Here is a 17,072-nt window from a genome sequence, read left to right as displayed (position 1 = left end):
TATCCCGAAACCGGGGGCCACTTTCGGGCGACATGCTGTAGAAAGCAGGGTGTGGGCAGCGAAATAACCATGACAGATGGTTGACAGAACGCCTCTCTGCCGGTACATGCCTGCCCAACTTGAGGCGCGCCCTTGAAACCGGCGCGCTTTTGATTTGAGTAACCGGGGCAACCCGAAACAACCGTCGCGGATCAGAACAATGAAGATCAAGAACTCGCTGAAAGCGCTTAAGGCACGTCATCGTGAAAACCGTCTGGTCCGCCGCAAGGGCCGGATCTATATCATCAACAAGCTGAACCCGCGCTACAAGGCTCGCCAGGGCTGAGGCCCTTCTCGGCTTGAGCCGCAGATTTCAGTTTGAATCTTTGCACTGGCGGGCTACCATGCCCGCCATGCGCTTTTCTACGTTTGCCCTGTCGATCCTGATTTCCGGTGTGACCGCGACCGCAGCACTGCCGGCCGACAAGCCGGCCACGGCAGCAAAGCCTGCCGCCCAGGAAAGCGAACTCGGCCCCCTCGCCCCGCAGGACCAGCAGCTCAACCTGCTCTATGCCAAGCTCAAGCGCGAGCGCGATCCGGACAAGGCCCGCATCCTGGCCGACAATATCCGCGAAACCCTTGCCCAGTCCGGCAGCGCCACCGTCGACATGCTGATGGCCAATTGTTCCAAGGCGCTTGACGACAAGCGTTATGGCGCCGCCCTCGACTTCGCCGATCAGGTCACGCTGCTGGCGCCGAAATTCGCCGAAGGCTGGAACCGCCGCGCCACGATCCACTACCTGATGGGCAATGCCGGCAAGTCGATGTCCGACGTCGCCCATGTCCTGGCGCTGGAGCCGCGCCATCTCGGCGCGCTCTCCGGCCTGGCCGGCATTCTCGAGGACACCGGCCATGACACCGATGCACTCAAGGCCTGGCAGACCTATCTTTCCTACTATCCCGCCGATCGCGACGCCCAGAAAGAGGCTCTCGATCTGATCGACAAGCTGAGCGGCCAGAAAACATGATCTGACATTGCTCACGCGCGCGTATAAGCGCCGAGGCTCTTCTCATCGAACATTTGCGGATGCTATTCTTTCTCAAGCTCATCGCCTACGTCCTGTTGCTGTTCCCAGTGATTCTCGCCGGGGGCTTCATCTACACCCGCTGGCAGTCCACGAAGATCGGCCACCGCTATCCGAATATCGGCCGGCTCACCGACATCGGCGGCTTCAGCATGAACAGCGTCCACTGGCAGCGGCCCGAAACCGCCGACCTGCCGCCGCTGGTCTTCATCCATGGCGCCAGCGGCAATCTGCGCGACCAGATGACAGCCTTCCTCGAACCGCTGAAGACACGCGCGGAAATGCTGTTCGTCGACCGGCCCGGCCACGGCTATTCCGAACGCGGCGGCCTCGACAACCGCACCCCGGACGGCCAGGCCGACGCCATCGCCCGGCTTATGGCCGCCAAGGGTATCACCAGCGCGATCATGGTCGGTCATTCCTTCGGCGGCGCCACTGTCGCCGCCTTCGCGCTACGCCATCCGGATAGGACGTCCGGACTGCTGTTTCTTTCCCCCGCAACCCATCCGTGGAAGGGCGGCGTCGACTGGTACTATCATCTGGCGGCCATGCCGGTGATCGGCCCGATCTTCTGCAATACGCTCGTCGCGCCGATTGCCCGCATGCGGATGGATCGCATGATCCCGGGCGTCTTCCATCCCAATCCGGTGCCGGAAGGTTATGTCGACGCCGCGGCGATCCCGCTGCTTTTGCGATCCCGGAATTTCCGCAACAACGCCTTCGACGTAGCCAATCTGCTGGCGCACGTCCAGCGCACCCAGCCGCGCTACAGAGAGATCACCGCGCCGACAATCGTCATCACTGGCGACAGGGATGAGATCGTCTACGAGGAACTGCATTCACGCGGCCTGAAGCGCGACATAGAAGGTGCGGAGCTCTATTGGGTGCGAAATCTCGGCCACAAGCCGGACTATGTAGCAACCGACCTGGCGATCGCGGCAATCGAGCGGTTGTCCGGCAGGGATATCGATCTGATGGAGTTGGTGCGAGCGGTCGAAAGGCGGGCTACCCGAGTTTAGTCCGCCGTACTCGCTCACGGGCATCGCCTCCTCAAACTGCTTAAAATCTAAGCAGCTGCCCAACCGATAATCTTCCTATAATTCTGATTTTATTTAATATTCTCGATTATGGTGCAGCTTTTCAACCATGCCGGCTGCACAATGACTGCGTTAAAAAAACAGGTTTTGAACATGGCCGAGAGCGATTTTCGCTCGCTGTTCGAGATCCATCCCTCACCGATGTGGATCTATGATCCCGTGACCCTGCGCTTCCTCATCGTCAACAAGGCGGCGCAAGACCTCTATGGCTATTCGGAGTCCGAATTCGCTGCGCTGACTGTGCTCGACATCCGGCCGCATTCCGAGCGGCAGCGCATGCTCGACGCCGTCCAGGCGCGCAGCGATATGGAAAAGGCCGAGCGCTGGGAGCACCTGAAATCCAATGGCGAGGTTTTTCAGGTCCTGACCTATGGCCGCGAAATGCTGTTCGACGGCAGGAGTGCCATCCTTGCCATCGTGCAGGACCGAAGCGAACTCAGCGCCGCGCAGAACGAAGCGCTCTCCACCCGCACCCTGCTCGACAGCATCGTCGACAATCTGCCGGTTGGCATCTTCGTCAAGGACATGGCCGACAACGGCCGCTATATCCGCTTCAACGACGCCTGCGGCGCGATCACCGGCCTGCCCTTCTCCGATGTGGTCGGCAAGAACGACGCCATGCTGTTCCCGCCGCATCTGGCGCGGGATTTCCGCAGCGAGGACATGCGCGCCTTTTCCTCCGAGACAATCACCTATGTCGAAGAGAAGTTCGACCGTCCGGACGGCACACGGCGCACGGTCCACACCGTCCGCCGTGTGCTGCCGTCGACCGACGGACTGCCGCCGCGCTACCTGATCGGCATCAGCCGCGATGTAACGGAAAAGCGCGAATTCGAGGCCAGGCTCGAACGGCTTGCCATGCATGACGTACTCACCGGGCTCGCCAACCGCGCAGCGTTCATGGAGCGCATCCGCAATCGCCTCGACGACACCGAAGCTCTCGGACCGTTTGCCTTGATGTGCGTCGACGTCGATCATTTCAAGCATGTCAACGACAGCATGGGCCATCCGGCCGGCGACGCTCTGCTACGCGAAATCGCCCGCCGCCTGAACCATCTCAAGGGGCAGACCGACTTCGTCGCGCGTTTGGGCGGCGACGAGTTCGCCGTCATCCTCGATCTAAGCTCGGATGGCAACCGCTCACATAGTTTCGCGGAGGACCTGTTCCGGCTGCTGGAAAAACCTTTCGATCTCGATGGCGCCAGAGAATATGTCAGTTGCAGCGTCGGCATCGCACTTGGCCCCGAGGATGGCGATAGCGTCGACGTGCTGATGCGCAGTGCCGACCTCGCCCTCTACGCCGCCAAGGATGCCGGGCGCTCTACCCACCGTTTCTATGCCAACGACATGCGCATCGCCGCCGAACGACGCCACCAGATGGCGATCGAATTGCGGGACGCAATCGCCGGCCACGAGCTCGAGCTTTTCTATCAACCGATCACGCAGGCCGGCACCGGCGCGCTTACCGGCTTCGAAGCGCTGATCCGCTGGCGCCATCCGATCCGCGGCCTGGTGCCGCCGATGGAATTCATCCCGGCGGCCGAAGAAAACGGCCTGATCGTGCAGATCGGCGAATGGGTGCTGCGCGAGGCCTGCAAGACCGCCGCACTCTGGCCGGAACATCTCAAGATCGCCGTCAACCTGTCGGTCAGCCAGTTCCGCGACGTAGGCCTGCTGCAGACCCTGGTACGCATTTTGGGCGACACCGGCCTTCAGCCGGATCGGCTGGAAATCGAGGTTACCGAGAGCGTCTTCCTCTCCGACGCCGTTCAGGGCGTGCCATTGCTCAAAGCCATCAAGGCACTTGGCGTGCGGATCGCCATTGACGATTTCGGCACCGGCTATTCGTCGCTGGCTTATCTCCGATCCTTCCCCTTCGACAAGATCAAGCTGGACAAGAGCTTTGTCGCGGGTATCGACGACGACGCCGGCGATCTCGCCATCGTGCGCGCCGTGGCCGGCATCGCACGCGGCTTCGGTGCCACGGCGCTCGCCGAGGGCGTCGAAACGGAAGGGCAGTTGAAACGACTGCGTGCGGAAGGTTTTGATGAGGTGCAGGGCTATCTGCTCGGACGGCCCATGCCCCGCGCGCAAGCAGATGCGCGGGCTCTACCTGTTGCCATCGAGAGGCGAGCCGCCTCTCGATAAGCTTTGTCGATAGGCATCAGATCCCGCTCTCTCCGTCCGCCGCAATATAGGCAATACGCAGCATGTTGGTATTGCCCGGCGTCCCGAGCGGCACGCCAGCGGTGATGATCAGACGATCGCCCGCCTTGCCAAAACCTTCGGCATGGACGATGCGGCAGGCACGGTTGACCATGTCGTCGAGGTCGCGCGCATCCTCGGTGACCACGCAATGCAGGCCCCAGACGAGGGACAGCTTGCGCGCCGTCTCGATGATCGGCGACAGCGCGATGACCGGTGTGAACGGACGTTCGCGCGCGGCGCGCAGGCCGGTATTGCCGGAGCCGGTGTAACAGACGATTGCCGCCAGCTTCAGCGTCTCGGCGATTTCGCGGGCGGCGAGCGAGATAGCGTCGGCGCCGGTCGGCTCAGGCTGCGTCCGCTGCGCATGGATGATGTTGGGATAATAGGGATCGCGCTCCACCGTGCTGGCGATCGAAGCCATCGTGGTGACCGCCTCGATCGGATATTGGCCGGAGGCCGACTCGGCCGACAGCATGATCGCATCCGCACCTTCGAACACCGCAGTCGCCACATCCGAGACTTCGGCGCGCGTCGGCACCGGCGCCGTGATCATCGATTCCAGCATCTGGGTGGCGACGACCACCGGCTTGCCGACGCGGCGGCAGGCGCGCGTCAACTGCTTCTGGATGCCCGGCACGGCTTCGAGCGGCATTTCCACGCCGAGGTCACCGCGCGCCACCATCAGCGCATCGGAGAGCTCGATGATCTCGTCGATCCGCTCGACCGCCTGCGGTTTTTCGATCTTCGACATGATGCCGACGCGGTTCTTGGCGATCTTGCGCACTTCGGCCAGATCTTCTGGGCGCTGCACGAAGGAGAGCGCCACCCAGTCGACGCTGTTGGTGGCCAGCACCGCGTCGAGGTCGGCACGATCCTTCTCGGTCAGCGCGCCGATGGCGAGCAGCGTATCGGGCAGGCTGACGCCCTTCTTGTCGGAAATCTTCGTACCGGCGACGACCTTGGTGACGATGCGGGTACCATCGCACTCGATGGCCTTGAGATGCAACTTGCCGTCGTCGATCAGCAGCCGGTCGCCCGGCTTGACGGACTGCAGGATTTCCGGATGCGGCAGGTAAACGCGATTGCCGTCTCCCGGCTCGTCACGATTGTCGAGCGTGAACGTCTGGCCTTCCTTGAGCTCCTGCGGGCCATTGGCGAATTTGCCGACGCGCAGCTTCGGTCCCTGGAGGTCGGCCAGGATGCCGATCGGCCGGCCCGAACGCGCCTCGACGGCGCGGATGCGGCCGATGAGCGTCCGCATCATATCATGGCTGGAATGGCTCATATTGATGCGGAAGACATCCGCACCGGCCTGGTGCAGCTTCTCGATCATGCTCTCTTCGCTGGAGGCCGGCCCCAGGGTGGCGAGGATTTTGACTTTCCTGTTCCGCTTCATCAATTCTGGCTTTCTTGAGATGCGGGCGTATCGGTGAGCTGAACCATCCAGCTTCCCTGGCGCCCCGTGTCATATTCCTTGAAACCGAACTGCTGGTATCCCCGCGCGTAGCAATCCTGCACGCCCGTGATCTTGAATTCGTTTTCCGCCACGCACATGTTGACATTGCCCGTCCAGCGCCCGCCATGCGTGGCGTCCTCGGCGTAGAGATAGTAGTAGCGGCTCTGCAACTGGCCCTCGATCAGGGTCGCGCATGTGGTCGCCGGTATCTGCCACCATCCCTCCGAGATCCAGCCTTCCTTGGCGCGATAGCCGATCGCCACGCCGACAAGGTTCTGTGTCGCGTTGCAAACCCGGAACTCCGCGGCGGCGGGACTGGCCAGCGACAGTGAGGCCCCGCACGAAACGATGAACAAGCCGACCAAAGCCAAGACTCGCAGCCGGCTCGTCCGAATCGAAGAGACCTTGGCAAGTCGTGTAAGGGAATTAGATGTAACGAGCATGACGTTTCCGTTGGCTCCCCGGCTGAGGCCCTTTTGCGTCGACAGGCCATGAATGTCAACGCACTTTCAATCGATTATATTACGCGAAGCTGTGACGATTCATCTCAATCGGACCATCATGGCCCGGAAGATCGCGCGATGTGATGCCGCCCGGCATTTACGGCGGTCTTGCGTGACTGACATTCATATGCGTCCTTGTGCTAACGCACAATAAAAGCTTGCAAAACCGCCCTTGAAAGCGGCTTCTTCACATGCAAAACAGCATAATCATGTCAAAAAGTGTGGCGATGCAGGACTTTCAGGCTTTCGAAATCATCCCCGGCAATCTCGATAGCGGCTGCATCCTGCTTGGAGATCACGCGACCAACCGTCTGCCGGCCGAATATGGCTCGCTCGGCCTGCCGATGCAGGCATTCCAGCGTCACATCGCCTACGACATCGGCATCGAGGCGCTGACGCGGGCGCTCGCCGCCCGCATCGGCTGCCCTGCTGTCATGAGCTGCTTCTCGCGTCTGCTAATCGATCCCAATCGCGGCGAAGACGATCCGACGCTGATCATGAAGATCTCCGACGGCGCCATCATTCCCGGCAATCATCCGATCACCGAGGAGGAGTGGAACCGCCGCATCGCGCGCTATCACCGCCCCTATCACCAGGCGATCGACGGCATGATTTCCAACGTGGCGGAGCGAACCGGCGCAGCGCCACTGGTACTGTCGCTGCATTCCTTCACGCCCTTCTGGAAAAACATACCGCGTCCCTGGCATGCCGGCGTGCTCTGGGATGCCGATCCGCGCGCACCGATCCTGATGCTGGATGCGCTGGCCGCAATGCCTGATGTGGTGACCGGCGACAACGAACCCTATGACGGGGCGCTACGCGGAGACACCATGTATCGCCACTGCATGAAAGCGGGCATTCCGCACCTCCTGCTCGAAGTCCGGCAGGACCTGATCGGCGACGCCTCCGGGGTGGACGCCTGGTGCGACCGGCTGGCGCCTGTCTTCGCCGCGTTGAATGCCGAGCCCGGCCTGCATAAATACCATGTCTACCGCTCGCGCACCGGACCCTATGAGGCATGACATGACCGAACTTACCCGAGAGCAGCAGACCGAACTGGAAGCAGCAGCCTTCCGCAGGCTCGTCGAGCATCTGCGAGAGCGCAGCGACGTGCAGAATATCGACCTGATGAACCTCGCCGGCTTCTGCCGCAACTGCCTGTCGAACTGGTATCTCGACGCCGCCAACGAAGCCGGCCTGCGGGTTTCGAAGGATGAGTCGCGCGAGCATGTCTACGGCATGCCTTACGACGACTGGAAGCGCCTGCATCAGAAGGATGCCAGCGATGCACAGAAAACCGCCTTCGAGATCAACCGCCCGAAGGAGTAGCGGCGAACGCGTCCTCACGCGTCCGATTCCGCTTGACCTTGCCTGCCTTTCACGGCAGGGGAACGGCCCTGATCGACAGAAAAGAATCACGAAGGAGCAGGCATGGCGGATGCAATGGGCGTAGCCCGTGATCAGCTCAAATCATTCATCGAGCGGATCGAGCGGCTGGAAGAAGAAAAGAAGACGATCGCCGACGACATCAAGGATGTCTACGGCGAGGCCAAGGGCACCGGCTTCGACACCAAGATCCTGCGCAAGATCATCTCGATCCGCAAGCAGGACAGGGACGAACGGCTGGAACAGGAGGCGATCCTGGAAACCTACATGATCGCGCTCGGCAYGGTGGAAGCGCCGCCGGAGGAGTAAGCCCTCCCGTCGTCTGTTTGAACAACCGCCGGACCAATCCGGCGGTTTTCTTTTGTCCGCTGTTTATCAGCGATCCCACAGGCGCAAATGAATAACTTCGCCTTGCAATTCATGGGATTGCCAGCCGCCGCGATTTGAACCTATGTTGCCGGGTAGCGCTTTCGCGCCAGGGGAATAGAGGGAAGGGAAATGCATCGAACCGGGTTGGCCGCTATCGTCTTGGCTCTTGCACTACCACTTCCCGCTTCCGCCGATTTCTACGCCGGCGACACGATCAAGAAACTCTGCACCGACGACAGCCCGCTCCTGCTCGGCTATCTGGCGGGCTGGATCGACAAATGGGGCCGCGATACCGATCTGCTGGCCAAAGGCTTCGAACAGGAGAAGTCGCCGCAGGCCAAGAAGCTCATTCTGACCTATCTGCAGAAAACCACCGAAGGCATCTGTGTGCCTGACGATGCCGATCTCGGCCAGATGCAGAACATCATCTGCAACTATGTCGAACGCAATACCGGCAAGCGCAAACTCGGCTCGGCGGAACTGATCTCGGCGGCGCTGAGCCAGGCCTGGCGCTGCAAGCGCTGATCGCAGGACAATTTTCGGCCACGCCGCCAGCGAACGCCTGTCGCCAACAACCGCGCAAAACAAAACCGCCGAATTTCTCCGGCGGTTTCACATATTCAGCTCAACTATGATCAGAACCGGCCCGGGTCGATCTGAACCGTGTTGCCTTGCCTCTGCTCAGGCTGCTGGCTGGGCATGATCCGGGTGGCGACGCGCTGCGTCTTGATCGGCTTCTGCACCAGTTCCAGACGGCCCTTGGCCAGTGCCCATTGGGCGATCATGTTCTTCGACAGCCGGGCATGCTTGACGATCTGCTCGGCCGTCAGCTTGCGGTTCGGTTTGGTCTTCGGCGTGTCGGCAGACTGGTCCGACATCTGGTCGGCTGCATTGGCCGGCAGGACGAAGGAGCGGGTCACGGACTTCGTGTCGTTCGGCACGTCGATCGACGCCATCTCGGCCATGTTGCTCTTCTGGTCGTTTTTGTCGACATTGTCGAGCGTATCGGTGATCGCGTCGGCCTCATCCTCGTCGGTCGTGGCATCAGCCTTGGCGGCGTCGGAAGTCTGCGCCGCAAGCGCCGCGATCTCCGCCGGCTTGATATCGCCTGCCGGAACCTTGATCTCGTCAGCCTTGGCCGTCGTTGTCGCAGTCACCGTCTGGTCGGCATCCTTGACCGCCGTGTCATCCTCAGGCCGCGCATCCGGCACCGGCACGGCAGCCATGGCGGCGGTATCCTTGGGATCGAGCGAAGCGGTCATCACCGTATCGTCTGCATCGCCAGGCCGTTTGCGCTCGCCGAGCAACTGCGGGACCGGGACACGATAGGACTTCAGATCGGCGAATTCGGGCTGGTCGGCATTGTCGTCAGCATTCGCCTGGTCGGCGGGCTGCGGCGTCAGCGCGGCCTGCATCGCTTCTTCGGCCGGGTTCTTCTTCTGGCCGAGCAGCGCCGTCTCCAGCGTCGTCGGCTGGTCGTCATCCGTATAGGCCGGACGGCTCTTCGGCACCGGCGCGTTGAACGCCGTCTCGGTGTCCTTGCTGTCCTGCTTGTCCGCCTTGCCGTCGTCTTGAGCCGTCAGGATCTGATCGTTCTTATGGCTGCGATCAACCTTGGCCGGCGTCGAATCGATATCGGCATCGGCCATATCGTCTTCGCTCTCGTCGTGGGTATCGAAGAGAGCAGCGAGCAGGCTCTTGTGATGCGTACCGCCGGTATCGTTATCGGAATTGCTGGACGGGTTGCCGGCGACACGGATCGAATCGGAGTCGACACGGCGATGATAATCGGCGAGAGCGGCGGCATAGCCGGGCATTACGCCGCCTTCGAGCGGCTTATGCAGCGTCCTGCCGTCGGGAAACAAGCGGGCCAGTTCGCGGCGCGGCATACGCGGCCAAGCACGGACATTACCGACATCCATGTGGACGAAGGGCGAGCCGGAAGTCGGGTAGAAGCCGACGCCGCCGACCTGGAATTTCATGCCGATCTCGCGCAGCTTGGAAAGCCTGACGTCGGGCAGGTAGAAGTCCATCGCCTTGCCGAGCATGTGCTGGCTTTTCTCGGCCACGCCGCGGGTGCGCGAGCGCAGCATCGCATTGGTTTCCGGGGCACGATAGCCGCAGACGACGTTGATATATTCGTGCGAACCGGACTTCTGGTAGACTTCCCAGATCAGATCGAAGAGCCTGGGATCCATACGGGTCGGCTCGTCGCGGCGCCAGTCGCGCAGGATGTAATTGAGCTTTTTGAGCCCGGCCGGATCATAGCGGCCGTTGCGCTTGAAGACGATGATCGCCTTCTCATGAGTGTGCAGGTGGTAAATCTTCAGCGCCCGGGTCTGGCCGGCCTGCGCCGAGGTGGTAAGCAACCCGACCGCGATCGCGAGCGCCGGCACGGCAATCGCCAGATGGTTAACGACCTTCCGCGTCCATGCGGTCAAGCCCCCCACCATCCGTGAAACCCGGCCTTTGGTCTCTGCGTTTTGATACAACTCGATCCCCGTCCACTGGTCACCGTCCCACGTCGCCCTATGGCGGGCAAATACGTTTAGACGATGGCAAATGCGTTCGTTAACGTCATATCCCCATTTATAGTGAACGATGCACTAACAAGGTTTAAACGCCAACCAGGTTTTTTACCAAGTCACGCTTTATGCCGATTTTAACGCTCTTTTCCAGCGTTTTTTTCCGAATCAGCAAGGCGCTTAGGCGGATGATGACGGGGTTTTCTTGTACGAAACTGAATCGCCGGTCTGTGACATAGGTCAAAAAAGCCCGCAAAAACCGCATTTTTCAGCAGTAGAGCGCTTTCATCTCGAAACGCTAAAAGAAATCACGCCCGGCAAATTTTGTTACCGGGCGTGAATCTTTTTTTAACGAAAAGCAGGCAATTCGATGCGATTCCGCGTCTTCCGACTCAGAATTCCGCCTCTTCGAGGCTCGGTTGCTTCAGCGGATCATCGGGATCGATTCCGTAATCCTTCAGCTTGCGGTAGAGCGTCGAGCGGCCGATTCCGAGCCGGCGGGCGACCTCGCTCATCTGTCCGCGATAGTATCGGAGCGCGAAGCGGATGAGGTCTTCCTCGACCGCGGCGATCGTTCGCACGCCGCCATCCTTGCCCAGACCCGCAATCATGCCGTCAGCGACATGCGGTCCGGCAACCGGTGCGGCATCGTGCCGGGCATGTATCCGGGCTTCCGTGTGGGTGCTGCCGAACTCCGGATAGGCCGCCGGCATTTCCGCCGCCGAAAGGCTCGGCACCGGCATCACTTCGCGGTTGCCCGAGAAGATGCTTTCGCCGCTCTCGGTGATGTAGCCGGGAATCTGCGCCGCGATCTGGGTGAAATCCTCCACCGTCAGTTGATCGCCGCGCGCCAGCACCACGGCGCGGAAGATGGTGTTTTCGAGCTGGCGGATATTGCCCGGCCAGTCGAAGGCGGTCAGCAGCGCCATGGCCGGCGGCGTCAGTTCCGGGACCCGTTCCAGTTTCTGGCTCGCGGCAAAGCGCTCGACGAAGGCCCGCGCCAGAACCGGGATGTCTTCCTTGCGCCGGCGCAAAGCCGGAATGGTGATCGGGAAGACATTCAGGCGATAGTAGAGATCCTCGCGGAACTCGCCTCGCTTGACGGCGGCGATCAGGTCCTTGTTGGTGGCCGAGATCAACCGGACATCGACCTTGAGCGGCCGGCGGGCGCCGATCGTCTCGATCTCGCCGTGCTGGATGGCGCGCAACAGCTTGACCTGGACGTCGAGCGGAAGTTCGCCGATCTCGTCGAGGAACAGCGTGCCGCCATCAGCCTCGACGAACTTGCCGGCATGCTTCTCCGTGGCGCCGGTAAAGGCGCCCTTCTCATGGCCGAAAAGAATGCTTTCGACCAGGTTGTTGGGGATGGCGCCGCAATTGACCGTGATGAACGGCTTGTGAGCGCGGTCGCTGCCGGACTGGATGGCGCGGGCAACCATTTCCTTGCCGACGCCGGATTCGCCTTCGAGCACGACGGGGATTTCGGATTGTGCCGCGCGGCGGGCAAGCTCCATCACCCGGCTCATCGCCGGACTGACGGCGACGATGTCGTTGAAGCGGATCGTGCCGCTGCGCACCTTGGCCGGCGCCCGGGCGCCGCTGCTGCGGTCGACTTTGAGCGCATTGCCGATCGCCGAGCCGATGCGTTCGGGGCTGACCGGCTTGACGACGAAATCGAAGGCGCCGGCGCGCATGGCCATGACGACCGTTTCGATGCCGCCCTGCCCCGTCTGCACGATAACAGGGATTTCGATGCCCTGTTCGCGCATGGCGTTGAGGAAGGCGATGCCGTTCATTTCCGGCATCATCAGGTCGAGAATGATCACCCCGATCTTGTCGCCATGCCGCTGAAGCGATTCCAGCCCCTGCTTGCCGTTTTCGGCAAGATGGGGGACATGCCCGATCCGTTCGACGGCGTGCTTGAGCAGCCGCCGCTGTACCGGATCGTCATCGATGACAAGAATGTGCGTGTTCACAGATTACCCCCTGTTTTATGGGTCTATGCTCGCAAAATGACACGCAGGCTTGAAAATCCCGTTTTGAGAAATGTTAGGATTTTAGCGAAGGCTGAATTTGCAGTTTGTTCAGAAAATTTACCGGAACGGTTCAAACGCCTGTTGCTTTGCTCTAAGACAGCTTCTCTTTGATTTGTAAGGAGAGCCGCCTTGGTTAATGACCGCCCCCCCTTCCGTTTTTCGAGCCGTGCTGAAATTACAAATGCAATGGCGAGTGAAAGCGGCACAGCACATGAACTGGGCGACCTGCCGGTGTGGAATCTCGGCGATCTCTATCCTGCTCCCGACAGCGCCGAATTCACCGGCGACCTTGAAAAGGCGCGCGCTCAGGCGCTCGCTTTCGAGGAAAAGTGGAAGGGCAAGCTCAGCGACGTCTCCGTCGAGAGCAGCAAGGGTGGCATCGGCCAGGCGATCCGCGAATTCGAGGCGCTGGAGGATATTCTCGGCCGCATCGGCGCCTATGCCGGCCTCACTTATTACGGTGACATGACCGACCCGGCCAAGGGCAAGTTCTTCTCCGATATCAGCGACGCGATCACCGAGATCGCCACGCATCTGCTTTTTTTCAGCCTCGAACTCAACCGCATCGATGACGACGTGCTGCAGGCAATGATGACCTGGGACAAGCTCGCCGATCATTACCGCCCCTGGATCGAGGATCTGCGCAAGGAACAGCCCTACCAGCTCGACGACAAGCTCGAACAGCTGTTCCTGGAAAAGTCGCAGACCGGCGCCGGCGCCTGGAACCGCCTGTTCAACGAGACGATTGCAGGCCTGCGCCTGCCGCTCGACGGCGTGGACGTACCGCTCGAAATCGCGCTCGACAAGCTTCAGGAACCGTCGAAAGAGGTGCGCAAGGCGGCCGCCGAGGCGATCAGCAACGTCTTCAAGAGCAATATCCGCATTTTCACGCTGATCACCAATACGCTGGCCAAGGACAAGGACATTTCCGACCGCTGGCGCGGCTTCAAGGACATTGCCGACAGCCGGCATCTGTCCAACCGCGTCGAAGGCGAAGTGGTCGAAGCGCTTGTCGCCGCCGTTCGCGCCGCCTATCCGCGGCTTTCGCATCGCTATTATGCGATGAAGGCGCGCTGGCTCGGCATGGAGCAGCTCGATTATTGGGACCGCAACGCGCCCTTGCCGGAAACACCCGCGCATGTCGTCTCCTGGACGGAAGCAAAGGAAACGGTGCTGTCGGCCTATGGCGATTTCTACCCCGAAATGGCCGATATCACCCGGCAGTTCTTCGACAAGAACTGGATCGACGCGCCGGCCCGGCCCGGCAAGGCGCCCGGCGCCTTCGCCCACCCGACCGTGCCGTCGGCCCATCCCTATGTGCTGGTCAACTATCTCGGCAAGCCGCGCGACGTGATGACGCTGGCCCACGAGCTCGGCCACGGCGTCCACCAGGTGTTGGCCGGCGAACAGGGTGCCTTGATGTGCGCCACGCCGCTGACGCTGGCCGAAACCGCATCGGTATTCGGCGAAATGCTGACCTTCCGCGCGCTCTTGGCACAGACCAGGGACAAGGCCGAGCGCAAGGCGATGCTCGCCCAGAAGGTCGAGGACATGATCAACACGGTCGTGCGCCAGATCGCCTTCTACCAGTTCGAGCGCAAGCTGCACACCGCCCGCAAGAGCGGTGAAATGACCTCGGAGCAAATCGGCGAACTCTGGCTGTCGGTTCAGGCTGAAAGCCTTGGGCCGGCAATCCGCATCTCCGAAGGCTATGAGAACTGGTGGGCCTATATCCCCCACTTCATTCACTCGCCCTTCTATGTCTATGCCTATGCGTTCGGCGACTGCCTGGTGAATTCGCTCTACGCGGTCTACCAGAACGCGGCAGAAGGCTTTCAGCAGAAATATTTCGAATTGCTCAAGGCCGGCGGCACCAAGCACTATGCCGAACTGCTGAAGCCGTTCGGCCTCGATGCCACAGACCCGTCGTTCTGGGACAAGGGCCTGTCGATGATCGAGGGCCTGATCGACGAATTGGAGGCGCTTGATAAAGCCGGTTAAAGCGCGCTGGCTGACAGCACGCTAACCCGGCAGGACAAGGCGTATGCAGATCGAAAAACCTTTCGTGCTCCTGAAGGACGATCGCAGCGATCGGACGCTGGTCTTCGTCGAGCCCGAAAGCCTGGTCATCGCCCACACCCCGGCCGAGTTCTTCGCCGGCCTCGATGCCCTGGAAGAGGCCCGCCGCGCCGGCAAATGGATTGCCGGCTTCATGGCCTATGAGGGCGGCTACCTGTTCGAACCCAAGCTTGCGCCCCGCGCCGCGACGGGACGGCAAACGCCGCTGATGGCCTTCGGCATTTTCGATGCGCCGCGCACCGATCATGCCCTGGCTGAGCCGCGCCAGAGAACCGAGAACGAGCCCTTTCTCAGCGAACCCCGTGCCGGATGGGATTTCGACAATTATAAACAGCGGTTCGACCGGCTGCACTGGCATCTCCGGCAGGGTGACTGCTACCAGGCAAACCTCACCATGCCGATCCGCGCCCGCTGGAGCGGCGATCCCGTTGCCGCCTTCTGGTCGTTGATCGAACGCCAGCCGGTGCACTATGGCGCACTGGTCAATCTCGGCGGTCCGGTGGTGCTGTCGCGCTCGCCGGAACTGTTCTTCGAGGTCGACGGCGATGGCTGGATCGAGACGCATCCGATGAAGGGCACCGCGCCGCGCGGGAATTCTCCGGCCGAGGACGAGGCGATCATCGCCGCGATGCAGGCCGACGAGAAGAGCCAGGCAGAGAACCGGATGATCGTCGACCTCCTGCGCAACGACGTTTCGCGCATCACCGAGGTCGGCACGCTCGACGTACCCAGGCTCTTCGACGTCGAGACCTATCCCACCGTCCATCAGATGGTGTCGCATGTGCGGGCAAAACTGCTGCCCAACCTCACGGTCCGCGACATCTTCGCCGCCCTCTTCCCCTGCGGCTCGGTGACTGGTGCGCCAAAAATGCGGGCGATGGAAATCCTGCACGATCTCGAGACGGGGCCGCGCGACGCCTATTGCGGCTCGATCGGCTATATCGCCCCCGACGGGCGCATGTGCTTCAATGTCGCCATCCGTACCATCTCGCTGTTCGAGACTGGCGAAGCCATCTTCAATGTCGGCGGCGGCATCGTCTTCGATTCCCGCGCCGATGACGAATATGCCGAATGCCTGCTGAAAGCGCGGTTTGCCGTCGGCGACATGGAGATCGCCCGGTGAGCGGCTTTTCGCTGATCGAAACCATGCGCTGGGAGCCTTCGACCGGCATTGCGCGCGCCAGATTGCATCACGCCCGGCTGCGCAATTCCGCCCACAAGCTGGGCTTCACCGGCCATGAAGCGGCGTGGAGTGCGATCGAGGCCAAGACCTCCGAACTCACCCAGACAAGCCGGCTGCGCCTCGAACTCTTCATGGATGGACGCTTCGACATCGCCGCAGTGCCGTTCACGCTGCAGGCTGACGATACCGTCTGGACGGTGCGCCTGGCGGCGAAAGCGCGACTGGCATCCGGCATGCCGCTGCAGCGCCACAAGACGTCCCAGCGTTCGATCTACGATGCAGCCCGCGCTGAATTCGACAAGGTCGAGGCCGACGAGGTGCTGCTGCTCAACGAAAAAGACGAGATCTGCGAAGGCACGATCACCAATGTCTTCGTCGAGGCGGAGGACAAGGTGCTGTTGACCCCTGCCCTCTCCTCCGGCTGCCTAGCCGGCGTCCTGCGCACGTCGCTGATCTGCGCCAGACGGGCGCGTGTCGCGCGGCTCTCAGTCGCCGACCTGGAAAGCATGCCGCTTTACGTCGGAAACTCCCTGCGCGGCCTCATTCGCGCAAAACTTCTAAAATAGAACCGATTATGTGCAAACCGGCCTTGTTTGCATACCGATAGCGCGGCAAAGCTGGTTCATCCCTGCTTGCCTCCTCCCAGAAACGGCGACGTCTGCGTTGCCAGCAAAGCCAATGACGTCGCACGCCCAGAAGACCGGTTACCTCTTCGCACTCCTCGCTTTCACGATATTCTCCGTGCAGGACGCGATCTCCAAGCATTTGTCGGATCACTATCCGCCGATTTTCATCAGCATGATCCGCTATTGGGTGTTCGCCATCTTCGTCATCCTGTTCACCGCCAGGTCGCGCGGCGGCTTGCGCCAGGGTGCCGCCACCAGGCGGCCATTCCTGCAGATCTTCCGCGGCATGCTGCTCGGCAGCCAGGTGGCACTGGCGCTGACGGCCTTCCGTGTCGCCGGACTCATCCATTCGCAGGTGCTGTTTTCCGCGACCCCGCTTTTCGTCGCCATGCTCTCCGTCCCGGTGCTGGGCGAGCATGTCGGCTGGCGGCGCTGGACGGCCATCGGCGTCGGACTATGCGGCGTTCTCGTCATCCTCAAGCCGGATCCCAGCGGCTTCGACACCAGCCTTGTCGTGCCGTTGATCGGCGCGGTCATGAG

15 protein-coding genes and 1 pseudogene are annotated in these 17,072 nt (G+C 61.4%); 12 read left to right on the top strand and 4 right to left on the bottom strand.

What is annotated here, in order from left to right:
* The first annotated feature begins 199 nt into the window (after positions 1-199).
* From ykgO to AC1DYF_RS23315, 4 genes are all read left to right on the top strand, one after another.
* On the top strand, positions 200-325 hold the full coding sequence (gene ykgO, locus AC1DYF_RS23330) for a type B 50S ribosomal protein L36 (RefSeq protein WP_025557146.1): 126 nt from the start codon (positions 200-202) through the stop codon (positions 323-325).
* A 58-nt stretch (positions 326-383) separates the two neighbouring features.
* Positions 384-1,007 (top strand): hypothetical protein, encoded by a 624-nt coding sequence (locus AC1DYF_RS23325; RefSeq protein WP_477879156.1) that lies wholly within the window; start codon positions 384-386, stop codon positions 1,005-1,007.
* A 59-nt stretch (positions 1,008-1,066) separates the two neighbouring features.
* Positions 1,067-2,083 carry an alpha/beta fold hydrolase gene (locus AC1DYF_RS23320; RefSeq protein WP_477879155.1) on the top strand — a complete coding sequence of 339 codons (1,017 nt, stop codon included), beginning with the start codon at positions 1,067-1,069 and terminating at the stop codon, positions 2,081-2,083.
* 171 nt (positions 2,084-2,254) lie between these two features.
* Positions 2,255-4,309, top strand: a complete 2,055-nt coding sequence (locus AC1DYF_RS23315; protein WP_477879154.1) for a sensor domain-containing protein — start codon at positions 2,255-2,257, stop codon at positions 4,307-4,309.
* A gap of 16 nt (positions 4,310-4,325) precedes the next feature.
* Here AC1DYF_RS23315 and pyk read toward each other — a convergent pair whose 3' ends face one another.
* A complete protein-coding gene (pyk, locus tag AC1DYF_RS23310; RefSeq protein WP_477879153.1) occupies positions 4,326-5,765 on the bottom strand; it encodes a pyruvate kinase in 1,440 nt (479 codons plus the stop codon).
* Positions 5,765-6,139 (bottom strand): annotated as a pseudogene (locus tag AC1DYF_RS23305) (DUF1036 domain-containing protein); the annotation flags it as partial. The gene pyk and the pseudogene AC1DYF_RS23305, both read right to left, overlap by 1 nt.
* Positions 6,140-6,555: 416 nt before the next feature.
* On the opposite strand from AC1DYF_RS23305, the gene AC1DYF_RS23300 reads away from it, so the two are divergent.
* The 4 genes from AC1DYF_RS23300 (at position 6,556) to AC1DYF_RS23285 (ending at position 8,608) form a co-directional block, all read left to right on the top strand.
* Positions 6,556-7,350 carry an N-formylglutamate amidohydrolase gene (locus AC1DYF_RS23300; protein ID WP_477879238.1) on the top strand — a complete coding sequence of 265 codons (795 nt, stop codon included), beginning with the start codon at positions 6,556-6,558 and terminating at the stop codon, positions 7,348-7,350.
* A 1-nt stretch (position 7,351) separates the two neighbouring features.
* Positions 7,352-7,657, top strand: coding sequence for a DUF1244 domain-containing protein (locus tag AC1DYF_RS23295; protein WP_477879152.1), 306 nt, complete (start codon positions 7,352-7,354; stop codon positions 7,655-7,657).
* A gap of 102 nt (positions 7,658-7,759) precedes the next feature.
* The gene (locus AC1DYF_RS23290; RefSeq protein WP_477879151.1) at positions 7,760-8,023 is read left to right on the top strand and encodes a DUF2312 domain-containing protein; all 264 of its coding nucleotides are present in this window, start codon (positions 7,760-7,762) and stop codon (positions 8,021-8,023) included.
* Positions 8,024-8,212: 189 nt separating this feature from the next.
* Positions 8,213-8,608 (top strand): Rap1a/Tai family immunity protein, encoded by a 396-nt coding sequence (locus AC1DYF_RS23285; protein WP_477879150.1) that lies wholly within the window; start codon positions 8,213-8,215, stop codon positions 8,606-8,608.
* 110 nt (positions 8,609-8,718) lie between these two features.
* Here the strand turns inward: AC1DYF_RS23285 and AC1DYF_RS23280 are convergent, their stop codons facing one another.
* Both AC1DYF_RS23280 and AC1DYF_RS23275 read right to left on the bottom strand, forming a co-directional pair.
* Positions 8,719-10,524, bottom strand: coding sequence for a peptidoglycan L,D-endopeptidase MepK (locus AC1DYF_RS23280; protein ID WP_477879149.1), 1,806 nt, complete (start codon positions 10,522-10,524; stop codon positions 8,719-8,721).
* A 476-nt stretch (positions 10,525-11,000) separates the two neighbouring features.
* Complete coding sequence (locus AC1DYF_RS23275) at positions 11,001-12,584, bottom strand: sigma-54-dependent transcriptional regulator (protein WP_477879148.1); 1,584 nt, start codon at positions 12,582-12,584, stop codon at positions 11,001-11,003.
* A 246-nt stretch (positions 12,585-12,830) separates the two neighbouring features.
* Here AC1DYF_RS23275 and AC1DYF_RS23270 point away from each other — a divergent pair, with 246 nt between their 5' ends.
* From AC1DYF_RS23270 to AC1DYF_RS23255, 4 genes are all read left to right on the top strand, one after another.
* Positions 12,831-14,645: a M3 family oligoendopeptidase gene (locus AC1DYF_RS23270; RefSeq protein ID WP_477879147.1), complete on the top strand. Its 1,815-nt coding sequence runs from the start codon at positions 12,831-12,833 to the stop codon at positions 14,643-14,645.
* A 43-nt stretch (positions 14,646-14,688) separates the two neighbouring features.
* A complete protein-coding gene (locus tag AC1DYF_RS23265) occupies positions 14,689-15,846 on the top strand; it encodes an aminodeoxychorismate synthase component I (RefSeq protein WP_477879146.1) in 1,158 nt (385 codons plus the stop codon).
* Complete coding sequence (locus AC1DYF_RS23260; protein WP_477879145.1) at positions 15,843-16,472, top strand: aminotransferase class IV family protein; 630 nt, start codon at positions 15,843-15,845, stop codon at positions 16,470-16,472. The genes AC1DYF_RS23265 and AC1DYF_RS23260 overlap by 4 nt, the downstream gene beginning before the upstream one ends.
* 112 nt (positions 16,473-16,584) lie before the next feature.
* Positions 16,585-17,072 (top strand): DMT family transporter (locus tag AC1DYF_RS23255; RefSeq protein WP_477879144.1); only part of this gene is annotated, 488 nt, incomplete at its 3' end.

Source organism: Rhizobium sp. P2_G9, assembly GCF_056403475.1.
This window is presented reverse-complemented; position numbering and strand designations above follow the sequence as displayed.